Source organism: Rhodococcus sp. P4_E4, from assembly GCF_056401575.1.
In genome coordinates, this window is record NZ_JBFUJB010000023.1 from 118,166 (window position 1) to 135,042 (window position 16,877).

Sequence of the window (16,877 nt, forward strand, 5' to 3'; positions counted from 1 at the left end):
CTTCCAGGAGAACCACGATGATCAACCTCGAACTTCCCAAGAAGCTCAAAGCATCAGCGAACCAGGCACATCAGGTCGCGGCGCAGATCTTCCGACCCATTTCACGTAAGTACGATCTCGCTGAGCACGAGTATCCCGTCGAGCTCGACACCATGGCCGCCATGGTCGAAGGCCTCTCCGATTCCGGTGGAGACATCGGCGGTGCCAGCGGCGGACGGTCCGACGCGAGCGCCAAGGGTGGCAACGCCAACGGCGGCAACATGTCTGCGCTCCTCAACTCGCTCGAAACATCTTGGGGCGACGTCGGACTCATGCTCTCGATCCCCTACCAGGGGCTCGGCAACGCCGCGATTGCCGCAGTGTCCACCGACGAACAGCTCGAACGTTTCGGCAAGGTGTGGGCCTCGATGGCCATCACCGAACCGAGCTTCGGTTCCGACTCCGCCGCAGTGACCACCACCGCCGTTCTCGACGGCGACGAGTGGGTTCTCAACGGCGAGAAGATCTTCGTCACCGCCGGTGAGCGTTCGACGCACATCGTCGTGTGGGCGTCGGTCGACAAGTCGAAGGGCCGAGCGGCCATCAAGTCGTTCGTCGTTCCGCGTGACGCACCGGGCCTGAGCGTTGCTCGCCTCGAGCACAAGCTGGGCATCAAGGCCTCCGACACCGCAGTACTCCTGCTCCAGGATTGCCGCATTCCCGCGGACAACATCCTCGGCAGCCCGGAGGTCAACGTCGAGCAGGGCTTTGCCGGCGTCATGCAGACGTTCGACAACACCCGGCCCCTCGTTGCAGCCATGGCCGTCGGCGTCGGACGCGCGGCTCTCGAAGAACTGCGCGGCATCCTGACCGAAGCCGGTGTCGAGATCTCCTACGACACACCGGTCTACAACCAGCATGCAGCTGCAGCCGAGTTCATCCGTTTGGAAGCCGACTGGGAGGCCGCGTACCTGCTGTCTCTGCGCGCGGCGTGGATGGCGGACAACAAGAAGCCGAACTCGCTCGAAGCGTCCATGTCCAAGGCGAAGGCCGGCCGCACCGGCACCGACGTGACGCTCAAGGCAGTCGAGTTGGCCGGAACTTACGGCTACTCGCAGCGCCCGTTGCTCGAGAAGTGGGGCCGCGACTCGAAGATTCTCGACATCTTCGAGGGCACCCAGCAGATCCAGCAGCTGATCGTCGCACGCCGCCTGCTCGGAAAGTCGTCCGCCGAACTGAAGTGACGGTCGACCTGAAGTGACGGTCGCACTGAAGTGACGGTCGCACAGACCCGATCCCGAAACACTCCGCCCCGCCACCTTTCGAGGTGGCGGGGCGGAGTGCTCGGTTGCCATCGTGAAACTTCACCACCGAAACCTGATTGCCCATTAGTGTGTAATCAGTCCTACAACGACGCTCGGAAGAGGTTCACGTATGCCCGGATTGGTCACCAAGGTCACTGACACCATCGGCGCGGCGGGGGTCATGTTCCGAGCCGGACTCGTCCCGTTCCCTCGCCTCGATCGCGGGCTCAAATCCATTGCAGCCGTGGACAAGTACGGACCCTTTGCCGGGCCGGTCCATGCACACGCCGAGAACGGCTACGACGCGGTGGCGATCATCGACGAGCGCGGACCCATCACCTATGCCGAGCTAGAGCGTCAGAGCAACGCGTTGGTCCGGGCGTGGCAGGCCGACGGCATCACGTCCGACTCCGTCATGGGTGCGATGTGCCGTAACCATCGAGGCTTGGTCCTGACCATGCTGGCGGCAGCGAAGAACGGAACGAAGCTCGTTCTCATGAACACGGGCTTCGCTCGGCCCCAACTCGTGGACGTCGCAGCGCGTGAGAAGGTGGTCGCCTTCGTCTACGACGACGAGTTCGCTGACATCGCCGATGCCTTGCCGGACGACGTCGTCGTCTATCGTTCCTGGCCAGAGGGCACGGCCGCGGACGGTTCCACGGCAGCTACTCTCGACGAGGCCATCGCCGGACGCACCACGTCGTCGGTGCCGGCACCCGAGAAGAACGGTGGCTTCGTCCTCCTCACCAGCGGCACAACGGGAACTCCCAAGGGTGCGCCGCGTGGCCACACCTCCCCTCTCGCGTCGGCGCAGTTCCTCGACCGCGTGCCGTTGCGCCGCGGACAGACCATGATGATGGCGGCCCCTGCCTTCCACGGAACCGGCGTTTCGCAGTTCGCTCTCGCGTTGGCGCTCGGCCAGACCGTCGTCATGCATCGAAAGTTCGACCCGGAGAACACGATCAAACTTGTCGCACAATACAAGTGCGACAGTCTGGTCGTGGTCCCGACGATGCTCACTCGCATCATCGACCTCGGTCCCGACGTGCTGTCCAAGTACGACACGTCGAACCTGAAGATCATCTTCTCGGCAGGTTCGTCACTCTCACCCGATCTGTGCAAGCGAGTCACGGCCTCGTTCGGCTACGTCCTCTACAACCTGTACGGATCCACCGAGGTCGCGGTGGCAACAGTCGCGACTCCCGAGGATCTGACCATTGCGCCGGGAACCGCGGGCCGCGCGCCGGTGACCTGTCACGTCGAACTGTTCGACGAGAACAACAAGAAGATCACCACCCCACACACGATCGGCAGAATCTTCGTCGCCAGCGGGCTGAGCTTCGAGGGATACACCGACGGGCGTGACAAGGAACGTATCGACGGACTTCTCTCGACCGGCGACGTCGGACACTTCGACGCCAACGGCCTCCTCTTCGTCGACGGCCGCGACGACGACATGATCGTCTCCGGTGGCGAGAACGTCTACCCGCTCGAAGTCGAGAACCTGCTCGCCGATCGAGAGGACGTCTTGGAAGCGGCAGTCATCGGAGTCGAGGACGCCGACTTCGGGCACCGCCTGCGAGCGTTTGTCGTCGTGGCCCACGGCGCCGACCAGAACTCCGACGAGCTGAAGGATCACGTCCGGTCGAATCTCGCGCGCTACAAGGTTCCCCGCGAGATCGTCTTCATCGACGAACTTCCCCGCAACGCCACCGGAAAGCTGTTGCGCCGCGTCCTGATCGAGATGGAGATCAGCGAAGACTGAGCACAGTCACAAAGCGCTGAGCGTCCGGATCAATTCCGCCTCGTCGACGCGAGTGGAGTGCCCCTCGCGGAGCACGACCTCGCCCGCAACCAACACCGTGTCCACGATCTGACGACTGCCCGTCGTGAGAATGGACGCGCCCGGATCTCGCACCGGGAGGCAACCGAAGTCGCGTTCGAACCGAATCATGGTGAGGTCGGCGGGATCGCCCACGGAGATCCCGCCAGACCTGGCCGGCAGACCGAGTGCTGCGTTCGCACCGCCGGATGCGATGTCGATCATGGCTTCGAAGCCGAGCAGGTCGGCGCGGCCACGCGCGGCTCGCTGCACGTAGGCGCCGGTGCGCAGCGTCTCGAGCATGTCCTGAGTATCGTTGCTGGCTGCGCCGTCCACACCCAACCCCACCGCGATCCCCGCGTCGAGGAAACTCGGGACGGGCGCGATTCCGCTACCGAGGCGCATGTTGCTGACGGGGTTGTACGACACTCCGACGCCGCGCTCCGCCAGCACCTTCTGACCACGGTCGTCGAGTTCGACGCAGTGGACCGCCAGCACCCGGTCCCACAAGAACCCATGGGAATCGAGGTAGTCGACCGCGTTCATGCCCGCGTGTTCGGTACACATCGTGTTGTCGGTCTGCGTCTCGAGCAGGTGAATCGAGACCGTCAGGTCGCGAGCCTGCGCGAACTCACGCACTTCCGACATCCCGTCCGGGGTCAGCGAACGCGGGTTCGGTACCGCGACTGCCACGTCAATGCGGGAACCGGCGACGTCGCGCATCATCTGATCCGTATGTGCGAGAACATCTCCGAGTGGTTGCATGAGCCGCGGATCGAAGCCCCACTTCCTCGTCTTGTCCGCCCGGTCTGCGGTTCCGCGTCCCAGCACCGCACGAATCCCGGTGTCGTGCAACGCCCGGATCACAGCGTCGTGAACCTCGCTGGACGGGTGCGGCCACATGTGTTCGACCAGGGTCGTCGTACCGCTGCGCAATGCCTCCAGCGAGGCTGCGACAGTGGCCGTGTATGCGCGCTCCGGCGTGATCTGAACCGACTCTTCTGCGACCGCGAGTAGCCATTCGAGAAGCGGTGTCCCTTCGGCGATCCCACGCATCAGTGACTGCTGAACGTGAGTATGGGTGTTGACGAACCCAGGGATCAGATACGCCCCCGATCCGTCCACACTTCCAGGTGTGGCGGTGCCGGTCGACTTCTCGATCGATTCGACCACCCCATTCGAGACGACGACGTCGCGGCCGGTCAGCCATTGCCCGCCGCTGTACAACGTCACGTCCCGGATGATCGCGTCGGTCATGTTCTTGGGCGCGGTAGTCATCGCCAGTTCTCCTGAAAGTGTGTGACGGAACGGATACGGATCAACGCGCGAAGTTCGCGCGTACTCGCTGGTCGATGTAGTCCTCGGCAGTGATCGGCGGGTATTTGCCCGCCGGCCCCTCGATGGTCACGTCGCGGTTCGCCTGAGCGAAGAACGCGAGGCTGTAGCGGGCTCCCCGATAGTCGGTGACTCCGGGACTCTTGACCCGGTGGAAGTTCGACGGCAGGACATCATCACTCCATCTCATCAGCATGTCGCCGATGTTGCAGGTGATCGCTTCCTCGGCCGGCACCACCGACGTCCATTCCTGGGTGTCCATCTCCTTGCCCGGGCACAGTTGCAACCCGCCCTGACCGTCACGCTGGAAAAGCAATGTCAGGCAATCGAAATCGGTGTGCGCTCCGGCACGCCACATCCCTTCGACATCTGCGTCGGCGGCAAGGGGGAAGTAGTGGAGCAGTCGCAGTGTGCTCTGGTAGGTGGCCACCGACGGGTCATGTGCCCTGGTGAAGAAGTCTCGTTCGAATCCCAGCTTCTCGGCGAAGCACGACAACAGGTCCATCGCAATGCCCCAGCACTTGGCTTCGAAGTCCAGGATCGTTTCGCGGAATCCACCCAATTCGACTGCAGTGGGCCACAGATCACCCATATGCGGGCGGGTCACCTGGTAGGACTCTTTCTGATCAGGTGTTCCGATGGACGGACGCACCTGCGTCATGCTCTCCCAGCCGGAGTTGAAACCCTTCTTGAGCGGSTACTGCGCTTTGACCTCAGTGGGCAGTGCAAAGAATCGCTCGGCCGCCGCGAAAGCCTCGCGGACCTGGTCCAGATCGATTCCGTGATTGACGATTTGGAAGAATCCGATGTCGGTCGCTGCCGACCACAACTCCACGGCGATCTCGCTGCGCCGGTTCTCGAAATCCGAGAGATCGATTCTTCGGACCTCGCGGTCGGTGGTCTCCGTGCCCAGGCCACCCATGCGGGTCTCGCGGTTGAGTTCTGTCATGTCGTACGTCATTTGCTGTGAGCTCCTTCAGCGGATTCCGATGGACCGATCGGTGAATTTGTCGGTGTAGATCTCTTCAGCAGTCAATGACTGCGGTATCGCCGCACCCCCGGCGTTGAGAATGGGCTTCAGTTCTTCGACGGTGTGAGCGACTCGCGTCATGTCGAACGTGCCGACGGATCCGTCTGCCTCGTTCGCGATCAGGCCTTTCTCTTTCAGGAGCTGGGCACTGAACGCTGCTTCACCCTCGGTGTAGGGAGAGAACGACACGTCCTGCGAGACGACGTCGACAATGGCAGCATTCGCCGTATCCGGCGCAGTGATGTAGTCCGCGGTGGCCTGCTGAATGATCGGAACCAGCTTGCTCAAACACGGCGAGAGTGTCTCGACCTTGTCGGCACGAACGGAAACATTGGACGCGTAGATGTCGAAACCCGAATCTTTCAGCAGGTCATAGGAAACCGGCTTGTCCCACGCCGGCGTCTCCTTCTCGTACGTGTACGGTTCCGAATTCGCGAATCCTTGCTGAGCGATGGTCGGGTCACCGACAAATCGCGAGGGAGCTCCGTCGTAGCTCGTGTCGAGCTGAGACTGCTTCAGTAGTCCTTTCGCCACGAGCCACTGCGGAAAGAGTTGCTCCTTGGAAACGACGACACTCGCGTCGGACTTGCCGATATCGGCAACACTCGTCCAGTCCGAATGAGACTCTTTGTCCCACATGAGGATTGCCGGGCTGTATTTGAGCAATGGCGTGACGGCCACAACGGGCTGACTTGCCGCTGCCGCGATCACCTGATCCCCGTGCACCAAGCCGAGAGTGATGGAATCGTCGACGTACATCTGGGAGCTGACGGATTGGAACCCGATTGCCGGTCCCCCGGCCCGCAAGGTCAGGTCGACTCCGGTGTCCTTCCCTCCGGCGACAAGAGTCCCACTGACGGACTTGTCGTCGGTGTCGACCGAATAGCCGGGACCGAGCATCTCGAAGAGCGCTCCCATATCCGACTGTGGCTGCCATTGGAGTTGAACCACAACGTTTTCCGGACAGAGACCCGCAAGGTTCTGCGCCTCGGCAGCTCGTTCGAGAGATTCGGCTTTCGCCGTCTCAGCCTCACTGGAGCTGCACGCAGTCAATCCGATGGCTGCACACATGGCCAGTGCCGCGCCCGCCGCTCCCACACTTCTGCGATTGGAATGCACCTTGCGATTTGAATACACAGCGTCTCCTTCGTGAAAACAATTGGGATGTGGGCGAACCAAGAAGGGTGATCCGATGAGCACACTCTGCAGCACGTGGATTACATGCAATCGCCTCGTTGTTTCCATCAGGTAACGCGCGCCAGGATTCTCGCTTCACCTGCAATGTCACCTCACATTTACATTCAGCAATCTAAGCGACATACATGCAATTCAAGATAGTTCCTACATCTTGAAGAACTTTTGCATGCATTACCGAACCGGAGGCTCAGATGGAACTCGCGAACACGATGCAGGATGCCGACGCTCGCAAGCTCACCGCGCCGATGCAGATGGTCTTTTCCGATGTCGTCAAGAAGTTCGATACCGGCACTGTCGCGCTGGACGGCATCGATCTGGACGTGGAGCGAGGAGACTTCGTCGCCGTGGTCGGACCCTCAGGCTGTGGCAAGTCGACTTTGTTGCGCATGGCGGCCGGCCTCGAGCGACCGACCAGTGGTGCGGTTGCCCTCGACACCGAATCAGTTGGCTTCATCTTCCAGGAGCCGACTCTCCTCCCCTGGCGAACCGTGCAGGCCAACGTCGAATTATCGGCTGAACTCGGTGGCGGCGACAAAGCAGCGCGAAAGTTGCGCGCCGACGAGGCAATCCGCGCAGTCGGCCTTGCGGACTTTGCGAAACAACTGCCCAATGCGTTGTCAGGCGGAATGAAGATGCGTGTCTCGTTGGCGCGTGCGCTCACCCTCGCACCCGCTGTGATGCTGCTCGACGAACCTTTTGGTGCGCTCGACGAGATGACACGACTGGAGATGCAGGTAGAGCTCCAAAGGCTCTACACCGACAAAGGGTTCACCTCGATGTTCATCACGCACTCGGTATCCGAGGCCGTGTACCTCGCAAACAAGGTGGTCGTCATGACCGCCAGGCCTGGACGAATACATTCGGTCGTGGACATCGATTTCCCGTACCCGCGTAGCCCGGAACTGCGCTACGACGCCCGATACACCGAACACGTCGCCGAGATCTCGGCCAGCCTCCATGGGAGCTCACGATGACCGAAGTCCTTGCAGTACAACAGGGCACCACCGTACGCAATACCGCCGTTCGTACTGATTCTGCGACCACGGCGCAAGCACAGGCACAGTCCGGACGGCCCTCTCGAATGAGAGCGCTCGGCACCTTCCTGCTCTATCCGCTGCTCTCGCTTGCCGGCGCGGTCGCAGCGTGGTCGATCGTCAGCTACCTCGTTCTCTCCCCGGAACGTCGATTTCTCCTTCCGCCGCCGAGTCAAGTACTGACGAAGTCGCTACTCGACTGGAAACACCTCTCTCCCATGCTCGAAGCCCTCGCAGTGACGGCACAGGTTGCGCTGGTCGGCTTCGTCGTCGCGGTGGCAGTCGGCGTCGGAACCGGCGTGCTGATGAGCCAGGCCAAGTGGATCGAGCGGATCGTCTATCCATATGCCGTTGTGCTGCAGGTCATTCCCATCCTCGCCATCGTCCCCCTCATCGGGCTCTGGTTCGGCTACGGCATGACCGCGCGCACCCTGGTTTGCGTTCTCATCGCAGCCTTCCCGATCATCACCAACACACACTTCGGGTTGCAATCGGTCGATCGCGGACTGCACGAACTCTTCACCCTCGGCCGCGCCTCGCGTTGGGATCGACTGGTGAAACTCGAACTGCGAGCGGCAATGCCGGCCATTCTCACCGGCATCCGCACCGCCTCCGGCCTTGTTGTCGTCGGTGCCATCATCGGCGACATGTTCTTCGCCAAAGGACAACCCGGGATCGGGACCCTGCTCGACGTCTACCGAAGCCGCCTTCAGTCCGAGGATCTGATCGCCGCGATCGTGATCGCGTCGGTGTTCGGCGTCCTCGTCTTCTCTGCCTTTGGATTCCTCTCACGTGTGCTCGTCGGTAAGTGGCACACGTCCGGCCGCAAGGACTTTAAATGACCCACGAAATTCCCGCCTTCGAAATCCCTACGATCGATATCAGCCCGTACCTCACCGGCGAGGCATCGGCTGCAAACGCCACCAACAGCACTGCCTGTGCGGAAGTGGCAGCTCAACTCGATCGCGCGTGCCGGGAGGTCGGATTCATACAGATTGTCGGACACAGCATTCCACGATCGGCGACCGACGGACTGGCCGACGCTCTCGACGAGTTCTTTGCTCTCCCACTGACGGTGAAGAACAACTATCGCCGTCCCTCGTCCGAGAACCGTGGCTACTCGCCACCGAAGTCGGAATCACTCAGCATGAGCCTGGGCGTCGCCGCTGCGAACCAGATGAACGATTTCTACGAAGCAATAGTTGTGGGCACAGAGGTGAGCGACTATCCGGGCGTCGACCTACCCGAGTCCAGCTACGCTGCCAACACTTGGCCTGAGGCCGCGCCCGGATTCCGACCGGCAATCGAAGAGTATTTCCGTCATGCCCAGGGCTTGGCACGAATCCTGATGTGCGCCTTTACCGACGCCCTCGGATTGCCGCCCGAGTACTTCGATTCGATGCTCGACCATTCGATCGACGCGATGAAGATGAACAACTACGCACTGCCTGAGGGCGAGATCCGCATCTCCGGCGACATGACGGGAATGGGCGCTCACACCGACTTCGGAATCTTGACCATCCTGTGGGCAGATCAAGTTCCGGGCCTTCAAGTTCTGAGTGCCGATGGCGTATGGCACGACGTCCAACCTGCCGACGGCGCACTCTTGATCAACCTCGGCGACGCAATGGCACGCTGGACGAACGACCGATGGCGCTCGACAGTGCACCGCGTCGACCCACCTATCGTCGATGGTCAGATCATCCGACGTCGCTCTGCCGCATTCTTTTTCGACGGAAACTACGACGCCGTCATCGAAGCACTGCCAGGGACTCTCGAACCGGGCGAGGTGGGATACCCGCCGATCACGATCGCCGAGAACATCGCGGCCAAAGTGGCTGGACTGAAAGGCGCGACGGCGCCCGAGGTCGACAGTCGCAGCGCTGACCGGGTGCGCGCCGCCGGATAGCGCTCCCGGGTACCGTCGATATCGTGCAGGATCGAAGTGAGGACAAGATGACCACCACTGAACGAGCTTTGCTCACCGAGTCCGTGCACGAGACGCTTCGAGAACTGATCTTTTCGGGAGAGCTGGCGCCGGGGACACCACTGAGTGTTCCCGCGCTGGCGAGCAAGCTCAATGTCAGTCGAACGCCGGTCCGCGAGGCCGTGCAGCAGTTGATCTACGAGGGCATCGCGGTCCACACCCGAAATGCGGGTGCAAAAGTCGATTCGCTGGACGCAGAGTCTCTGCGCGCGGTCTTCGAGGTGCGTGAGGTACTCGACGGTCTCGCGGCGTTCAACGCGACGGCCAATGCCACGCATGAAACCGTGTCACAGCTGAACAAGATGGTGCAGGTGCAACGCGAACTTCTCGAGAGCCCGCCGGATCAGCGTCGCGATTCGACGCTGGACCTCGAGTTCCACACCTTGATTCGTGAGACTGCATGCAATCACCCGCTCAGTGAAGCCCTACATCGTCTCGACGGACAGTCACATCTCTACCGTTCGGACATGTGGAGCCTCGAGCTCAATCGGCGGATCGCCGTCACCGAGCACGCTCGTATAGTCGCGGCCATCGAATCGGGTGACGCCTTGGGGGCCAGAACTGCCGCGAGCGCACACGTAGCCGGGCTACTCGTCCGAACAACCCGGACCTGAAGCTTTACCGAAATGACGGGAACAACGTGTCAGGCCAGGTGATGTCGCCGTCGTTCTCGTCCACGAACGTACCGACACAGTCGCGCCCCAAAGCGCTGATCGCTCCCGAGATGACCTCTGGATGCTCGAGCTCGGTGAGATGGTCTGCTCCGGTTCCGGCCCCGGGAACGCCATCGACGTACACCCGGCACTGGCCCCCGTCCAACCGACCGTCCGCCCACTCGCCCGAACTCTGCACCACCGAATAGTAGGCAGATCCAGGAGTGTCCTCACCGGCATTGAGCTTGGCGAGAACTGCGGAGAACATGCAGGTGTCGTAACCGTCGGCAGGGCCTTGTACGCAGCCACCGGGGCTACCGTACTGAGGAGCACCGATGGCAACGAATGAATCCACTACTTCGGAGCCACCGAGGAACTTCGCGTAGTACCGGGAGCTCAGTCCACCCGCACTGTGCGCGATCACCCCGACGGAGTCAGCGCCGGCAGCGTAGGAGCGAATCGAATCGGCAATCAGCTCGGCGTCGGCCGCAATCATCTTGCCGAGAACGCCAGAGCGGTGGTCACCAGCGAAGTAGTCACCGCCATCGCCAAAAGAATCTTCGAGAGTCGCACGTCGCCACCCTACGACGGCTGCGCACAAAAAAGGACCGCCGCACTGGAATCCAGTGCGGCGGTCCTTTTCTAGTAGCGGGGACAGGATTTGAACCTGCGACCTCTGGGTTATGAGCCCAGCGAGCTACCGAGCTGCTCCACCCCGCGATGCATTGACAAAGTTACACGAGCAGATGAACGGAACGCAAATCGCCTGCGCTGGAGCGAAATACACGCCTGAAAGTCAAAGAATCGGGTGACTGGGTTCACAAAATGCCCGTGAGCATCAACACATAACAAGCATGTAACGAACGTACCTCGAAACGGCATCGGAAAGGCTCTACCAGCACAAACACCGAAAATCCTGGATGGGAGAAGACCAGGTGGTCCGGAAAATCGCGAATCGACCCTCGTTCAGCGCTCCCGTACGGTCGGTCCCGGCCCGAATCAACCGGGCGAACGCCGACCCGCCGCTGCTCCACTCTGCCCCGCGGGATCGGAACCCCCGAAACCTTCGAGGGGCAGAGACACGGAGAGACAAGCGCCCGGGAAAGTCAGCATCATCGCCGACCCGCAGGCCCGCCGATGTCAGCAAGCGCGGAGAGGATTTACCCCGACATGACGTACACCAGCATCAGCAAGCGTGCATTCGGCACATTGGCAGTAGCCGGCGCACTTGTCGCAGTGCCCCTCACCATGAGCACCGGCACCGCTTCCGCAGCCACCCACAACTGGGACGGCGTCGCACAGTGCGAGAGCGGTGGCGACTGGAACATCAACACCGGAAACGGCTACTACGGCGGCCTGCAGTTCTCGCAGAGCACCTGGACCGCCAACGGTGGCACCGGCTCGCCCGCCAACGCTTCCAAGGAAGAGCAGATCCGCGTCGCCGAGAACACCCTGCAGAGCCAGGGCCCCGGCGCATGGCCCGTCTGCGGCCAGCGTCTGACCGTCGCAAGCGAGCCGGCAGTCGAAGAGGCTCCCGCCGCAGCACCGGCTCCCGTCGCCGAGGCACCCGCAGTTGCTCCCGCCGTCGAAATCCCGGCCGAGCTCAAGCCCGCCGCACAGCAGGCTTACGACACCGCTCGTGACCTCGCCGGCCAGTACGGATTCGCCGCACAGTTCCAGCAGCTCTCCGATGCCAACGCACCGATCGTTGCAGCACTGCGCTGATTCAGCTCATACAGCTTCACCTGAGCACACAAGCTCTGTTGCGCCGACTTCAATGCCGCCATTGCCGAATTGACCTCGGCCAGCGCCTTCGTGACGTCATCCGAAGAAGCCGGCGGGGCCGGTGCCGTCGGCGTTGTCGGCGTTTCCGGTTGCGCTCCGGTATCCGGATCGGGTGCCGGCTGGGTGACAGTCGCTGCCGAACCTGCGCCCGGCCAAATCTGACTGATCGCCTCGGAGACGGTCGGTGCATAGCCGATCCGAATGCCGTTGGTGTCGCTGAAGCTCACCAGTACACGCGCCAACTGAGGGAACGCGTTCTGCGAGTTTCGCTGCGAGTACAAAGGCTCGACATAGAGGATTCCACCCTCGGCAATCGGCAGAGTCAGCAAGTTTCCGTACTGAATCTTGTTCGACTGCTTGAGCAGTGACACTTCCGAAGCAACACGCGAATCCGACGTCATCGCAGACTGAGCCTGCTGTGGACCCTGAGTCTGCGTATCGGTCGGCAACTGCAGCACCGTGAACTTGCCGTAGTTCTCCTTGTCGTTCGCCACCGAGATGTAGGCCGACAGCAACTCACGACTGAACCCGACCATCGGACTGGTCAGACGGAAATCCGCCTTCGCGGTGTCCTTGTCGCCCACCAGCACGTAGTACGGCGGCTGGTTGGCCGACGTGTCGATCGTCGGATCACTCGGAACCGACCAGAACGCGTTGTTGGTGAAGAACTCACTCGGATCGTCGACGTGGTACTTCGCCAGCATCTCTCGCTGAACCTTGAACATGTCTTCCGGGTAGCGGAAGTGCGCCTGCAGGTCGTCCGAGATTTCGCTCTTCGGCTTCACCGTGTTCGGGAAGACCCCCATCCACGCCTTCAGAACCGGATCCTGCTCGTCGACCTGGTACAGCGTGACCGTGCCGTCGTAGGCGTCGACCGTGGCCTTCACGGAGTTGCGGATGTAGGAGAACTCCTGGCGCGGAATGAGGCGCCCGGTCGTCTGGTCGATACTGTCCTCGACCAACCCGTCGAGCGAACTGCGCTGCGCGTACGGGTAGTCCTGGGCGGTGGTGTAACCGTCGATGATCCACTGCATCTTGCCGTCGACCACTGCCGGGTAGGCAGCGCCGTCGGTCGTCAGCCAAGGCGCGACCTCCTCGACCCTTTCCTTCGGATCACGCTTGAAGATGATCTTGGAGTTCGAGCCGATTGCACTCGAGAACAAGATGTTGCGCTCGGTGTACTTCGCCGCGAAGGCAAGACGGTTGAACCAGTTGCCGATCGAGACACCACCCGAACCGGTGTAGGTGTACTTCGAGGTGTCGGTGTCGTACTCACGAGGTCCCTCGCCGTCGACGGAACCGACAATCGAGTAATCGGCGTCCGACTGGCTGATCACCTCGCCGTAGTACGACCGAGGATTGTCTACCTTGAGGTTCTCGTTCTCGGGCGTGGTCGTCAGGTCGCTGACCGAGTAGATCGGGTAACCACCGGTGTTGTTCTGACTGTCGCCCTGCACGGCCGTGACTTCGTTCGCCTGGGCCGCGACGAAGCCGTTGCCATGCGTGTAGACCGTGTGCTTGTTGATCCAGTCCGTCTGGTTCCCGGAAAGGTTGTTCGGCGACAGCTCACGCGCTGCGACAACGAAGTCGCGCAGCTGGCCGTCCTGTTCGTAGCGGTCGACGTTGAGCGTCTGCGGGAACCCGTAGAAGTTCTTGAGCTGACGCTGAGCGGTGAACGTCGGCGACAGAATGGTCGGATCCAACAGTCGGGTGTTCGCGATCGTGGTCCGGTCGGCCGGAACGTCCTGGGGCTGCTTGGTGCCAACTCCCGGATAGTCGACGTAGTCGACGTTTTCTTCCGTGATCCCGTACGCCTGACGGGTCGCTTCGATGTTTCGTTCGATGTACGTGCTCTCCTTCTGCGCCGCATTGGGCTTGACGGAGAACTGCTCGACGATCATCGGGTAGACCGCACCGACGAGCACCGACGAAAGAACCAAGAGAGCGACTGCCATGGCCGGTATCCGAAGATCCCGCGTGAAGATCGAGGCGAAGAACGCCAACGCACAGATGACCGCGATGGACAACAGAATGAGCTTCGCCGGCAGAACCGCATTGATGTCGGTGAAGCCCGGACCGGTGAACGTCGGTTCCTTACGACTACTCGACATCAACGAGTACCGATCGAACCAGTACGCCACCGCCTTGAGGAGCACGAAGGTGCCGGCGATGACAGCCAGTTGAATACGTGCGGCAGTCGTGAATGTCCCAGCGCGCCCGGCCAACTTGATCCCACCGAAAACGTAGTGGGTGACCAGGTTTGCCACGAAGGCAAGCAGAATCGAGACGAACAACCAATTCAGAACGAAGCGGTAGAACGGCAGATCGAACGTGTAGAAGCCGACGTCCAAGTTGAACTGAGGATCGGTGATGCCGAACGGCTGACCGTTGAGGAACAACTGGATGGTGACCCAGTTGGCCTGCGCGATGAGACCGGAGAGAATGCCGATCGCGACCGGAATGATCACGCCGAACAGACGAAGTCGCGACATGACGGTCGTGCGGTAGCGCGCGATCGGATCATTGGGTCCGGAGACCGGAACGAACACCGGACGTGCGCGGTACGCGAGAAGCATCGCGAGCCACACGATGGCTCCGACGACAATTCCGACCACGAGGAAGAGCACGAATCGCGTCAGCAGAACCTTGGTGAAGACACCGCGGTAGCCGACTTCTCCGAACCACAACCAGTCCGTGTACATGCCGATCAGTCGCGGCCCCACGAGCAGCAAGGCCGCCACTACGACAGCCACCACCAACAAGATTCGACTGCGTCTGGACAGAGAGGGTAAACCTGCGGGGGGCCGCATGCCCACGTGCCACGCTCCAAGATTTGGCGACGCCGTGGCGTCGCAACCGATTGCATCGATCACTGCGGCCACGCCCGAGTGGACTTGGCCGTTTCCGACCACTCTACGTAACAACGGTCACGGGTTGACAACACGGAGAGCAGGGAGCCGGACAGAAGGTGGGAGGATGAACGTGTGAGTGAAGAGAATATGAGCAGATCACCGAGTGCCCTCGCCCGGTGCGTTCATGAAGTTGTCGACCACATCGACGCCGAAGGCTGGGATCAACCGCCGAAGCTGTACGCGTTGGTGCCTACCGAAATGCTCGCCGCGGCCGAACCCGGACTGCTCGACCAACTCGCCGAGGGCGCCGAATACACACCGATCGAACAGGAATCGCTTCCCGAGGACATCATCGGCGGTTCACGGGCACTCGACGAGTTCCTGGCAACGACGCATTGGCCCGAGTCGGTGCAGGGTTGCATCCTGGTTCAGGAGATCGTCGTCCTGCCGCCCGAGGCGGAATCGGATCTCGATCACGCCACGGCGCCGGTATTGACCGATCAGCATGCTGCGGACGAGGTCGCGCGACTGACGGCCAACGCGCATCCCGATAGACGCGAGGCTCGACTGTTCGTCGGCGTGCTCCGTGACGGTCCTTCGCTGTCGCTTCTGCAGATGCGTCCCGACGAGGATGCGGATCCGTACGGCGACCTGGAACTGCTCACCTACGACGGTCTTGCACCTCACCTGGTTCACGCGTTGTACGCGACGCTCGACGAGGTCGAAGAAGACTGAAAGAAGAAGACTGACCGAGTCTGTCTTCGGCAAGGCAGGTTTCAGCAGCGGGGTGCGTCGCCGCCCGTGTTGAGGCTTTCGAGTGAGTCCACTGCGCCGGGCAGGTTGTCGACCTTGACGAGTCGAAGCCCGTCCGGCGCATTCTGTTTCGCCTCGTCACAGTTCTGGGCCGGCACGAGGAAGGTCTCAGCACCGGCTTCGGAGGCGGCGATCAACTTGTACCTGATACCGCCGATCGGACCGACCTCGCCGTCGGAGTCGATGGTGCCCGTTCCGGCCACGAACTTTCCGCCGTTGAGCTCCCCTGGAGTCAGCTTGTCCACCAAGGCCAGTGTGAACATCAGTCCGGCAGAAGGACCGCCGATGTCGGCAAGGTTGAACTGCACGGTGAAGGGAACGTCCGGGACCTCGTTGGGCGTGACGCCGAGGTAACCCGATTCGGGCTTGTTGGGCCGCGCCCCGACGGTGACCGGCACAACGGTCTCCACACCCTCGCGAAGGACGGTGACGTCGATCGCGGTGCCGGGCGCGATCGCACCGACCGTGTCCTGAACGCCGGTGATGGTGGTTACCGGAGTGTCGCCGATCTTGACCAGGACATCGCCTTCTTGCAGGGCACCCGCAGCGGGGCCGTCCGGGGTCACCTTCGAGACAGTGAGTGCCACCGGCTTGCCGAGAAAGTGCAGTGCAGCCAACTCGGCACTGTCCTCGGACTGCTGGAAGTCGGCGGTGTTGGCCTGCTGAATCTCTTCCTTCGACTTCTCAGGCGGATAGATCTCCGAGCGAGGGACGAGTCCGTTGCTGCCACTCGCCCACAGTCCGAACGCTTCGAAGACGTTGAGGCCGTCGCGAACCGACACCGTTGTCATGTTGAGGTTGCCGTCGGTGGGATCGACCTCGGTCCCCTGGATGTCGACGACGGGCTTACCGTCGACGTCGCCGAGGGTGTTGAAGGTGGGGCCAGGGCCGAGTGCGACATAAGGAACAGTGACCATTGTTCCGACGACTCCCAACACGACGATGGGTGCGAGTGCGGCCAAGAGCGTCACTATCCGTCGATTCACCTGATCCAGAGTAAAGCGCGAAGGCGCCGGAGCACCGATCGCACCGCCTGAGCGCCGTGCGTGTTCGCCGTCAGCGTGACTCGGAGGGCGACTCCGACCG

14 protein-coding genes and 1 tRNA gene are annotated in these 16,877 nt (G+C 61.8%); 8 read left to right on the forward strand and 7 right to left on the reverse strand.

Translation table 11 applies throughout. The features are described from left to right. Positions 1–17 precede the first annotated feature (17 nt). Positions 18–1,223, forward strand: a complete 1,206-nt coding sequence (locus tag AC1DVN_RS24460; protein WP_003942363.1) for an acyl-CoA dehydrogenase family protein — start codon at positions 18–20, stop codon at positions 1,221–1,223. A gap of 190 nt (positions 1,224–1,413) precedes the next feature. Next, positions 1,414–3,048 (forward strand): acyl-CoA synthetase, encoded by a 1,635-nt coding sequence (locus tag AC1DVN_RS24465; protein WP_003942348.1) that lies wholly within the window; start codon positions 1,414–1,416, stop codon positions 3,046–3,048. 6 nt (positions 3,049–3,054) lie between these two features. Here AC1DVN_RS24465 and AC1DVN_RS24470 read toward each other — a convergent pair whose 3' ends face one another. Genes AC1DVN_RS24470 through AC1DVN_RS24480 form a run of 3 tightly spaced genes read right to left on the reverse strand, consistent with a single transcriptional unit; the run spans position 3,055 to position 6,607 of the window. Next, on the reverse strand, positions 3,055–4,383 hold the full coding sequence (locus AC1DVN_RS24470) for an amidohydrolase family protein (RefSeq protein ID WP_477994299.1): 1,329 nt from the start codon (positions 4,381–4,383) through the stop codon (positions 3,055–3,057). Positions 4,384–4,423: 40 nt separating this feature from the next. Next, a complete protein-coding gene (locus AC1DVN_RS24475; protein WP_477994300.1) occupies positions 4,424–5,401 on the reverse strand; it encodes an isopenicillin N synthase family dioxygenase in 978 nt (325 codons plus the stop codon). 15 nt (positions 5,402–5,416) lie between these two features. Further along, positions 5,417–6,607, reverse strand: a complete 1,191-nt coding sequence (locus AC1DVN_RS24480) for a nitrate ABC transporter substrate-binding protein (protein WP_477994301.1) — start codon at positions 6,605–6,607, stop codon at positions 5,417–5,419. A gap of 251 nt (positions 6,608–6,858) precedes the next feature. Between AC1DVN_RS24480 and AC1DVN_RS24485 the strand changes: the two genes are divergently transcribed. Genes AC1DVN_RS24485 through AC1DVN_RS24500 form a run of 4 tightly spaced genes read left to right on the forward strand, consistent with a single transcriptional unit; the run spans position 6,859 to position 10,302 of the window. After that, positions 6,859–7,641, forward strand: a complete 783-nt coding sequence (locus AC1DVN_RS24485; protein WP_019747838.1) for an ABC transporter ATP-binding protein — start codon at positions 6,859–6,861, stop codon at positions 7,639–7,641. After that, positions 7,638–8,543, forward strand: coding sequence for an ABC transporter permease (locus AC1DVN_RS24490; RefSeq protein ID WP_020969249.1), 906 nt, complete (start codon positions 7,638–7,640; stop codon positions 8,541–8,543). Before AC1DVN_RS24485 ends, AC1DVN_RS24490 begins: the two co-directional genes overlap by 4 nt. Next, entirely contained in the window at positions 8,540–9,610 is a 1,071-nt protein-coding gene (locus tag AC1DVN_RS24495) for an isopenicillin N synthase family dioxygenase (protein ID WP_021334329.1), read from the forward strand. Before AC1DVN_RS24490 ends, AC1DVN_RS24495 begins: the two co-directional genes overlap by 4 nt. A gap of 47 nt (positions 9,611–9,657) precedes the next feature. Then, a complete protein-coding gene (locus AC1DVN_RS24500) occupies positions 9,658–10,302 on the forward strand; it encodes a GntR family transcriptional regulator (protein WP_020907137.1) in 645 nt (214 codons plus the stop codon). Positions 10,303–10,306: 4 nt separating this feature from the next. Here AC1DVN_RS24500 and AC1DVN_RS24505 read toward each other — a convergent pair whose 3' ends face one another. Then, positions 10,307–10,837 carry an esterase/lipase family protein gene (locus AC1DVN_RS24505; RefSeq protein ID WP_477994302.1) on the reverse strand — a complete coding sequence of 177 codons (531 nt, stop codon included), beginning with the start codon at positions 10,835–10,837 and terminating at the stop codon, positions 10,307–10,309. A 150-nt stretch (positions 10,838–10,987) separates the two neighbouring features. After that, a tRNA-Met gene (locus AC1DVN_RS24510) sits at positions 10,988–11,061 on the reverse strand. A gap of 450 nt (positions 11,062–11,511) precedes the next feature. Between AC1DVN_RS24510 and AC1DVN_RS24515 the strand changes: the two genes are divergently transcribed. Beyond that, positions 11,512–12,066: a transglycosylase family protein gene (locus AC1DVN_RS24515; RefSeq protein ID WP_019747833.1), complete on the forward strand. Its 555-nt coding sequence runs from the start codon at positions 11,512–11,514 to the stop codon at positions 12,064–12,066. Here the strand turns inward: AC1DVN_RS24515 and AC1DVN_RS24520 are convergent. Then, complete coding sequence (locus AC1DVN_RS24520; protein ID WP_477994320.1) at positions 11,967–14,936, reverse strand: UPF0182 family protein; 2,970 nt, start codon at positions 14,934–14,936, stop codon at positions 11,967–11,969. The two genes, AC1DVN_RS24515 and AC1DVN_RS24520, sit on opposite strands and share 100 nt — an antisense overlap. Positions 14,937–15,110: 174 nt before the next feature. On the opposite strand from AC1DVN_RS24520, the gene AC1DVN_RS24525 reads away from it, so the two are divergent. After that, entirely contained in the window at positions 15,111–15,713 is a 603-nt protein-coding gene (locus tag AC1DVN_RS24525; protein ID WP_019747831.1) for a PPA1309 family protein, read from the forward strand. A 41-nt stretch (positions 15,714–15,754) separates the two neighbouring features. Here AC1DVN_RS24525 and AC1DVN_RS24530 read toward each other — a convergent pair whose 3' ends face one another. Beyond that, positions 15,755–16,777, reverse strand: a complete 1,023-nt coding sequence (locus AC1DVN_RS24530) for a YlbL family protein (RefSeq protein ID WP_042951437.1) — start codon at positions 16,775–16,777, stop codon at positions 15,755–15,757. Positions 16,778–16,877: the final 100 nt, after the last annotated feature.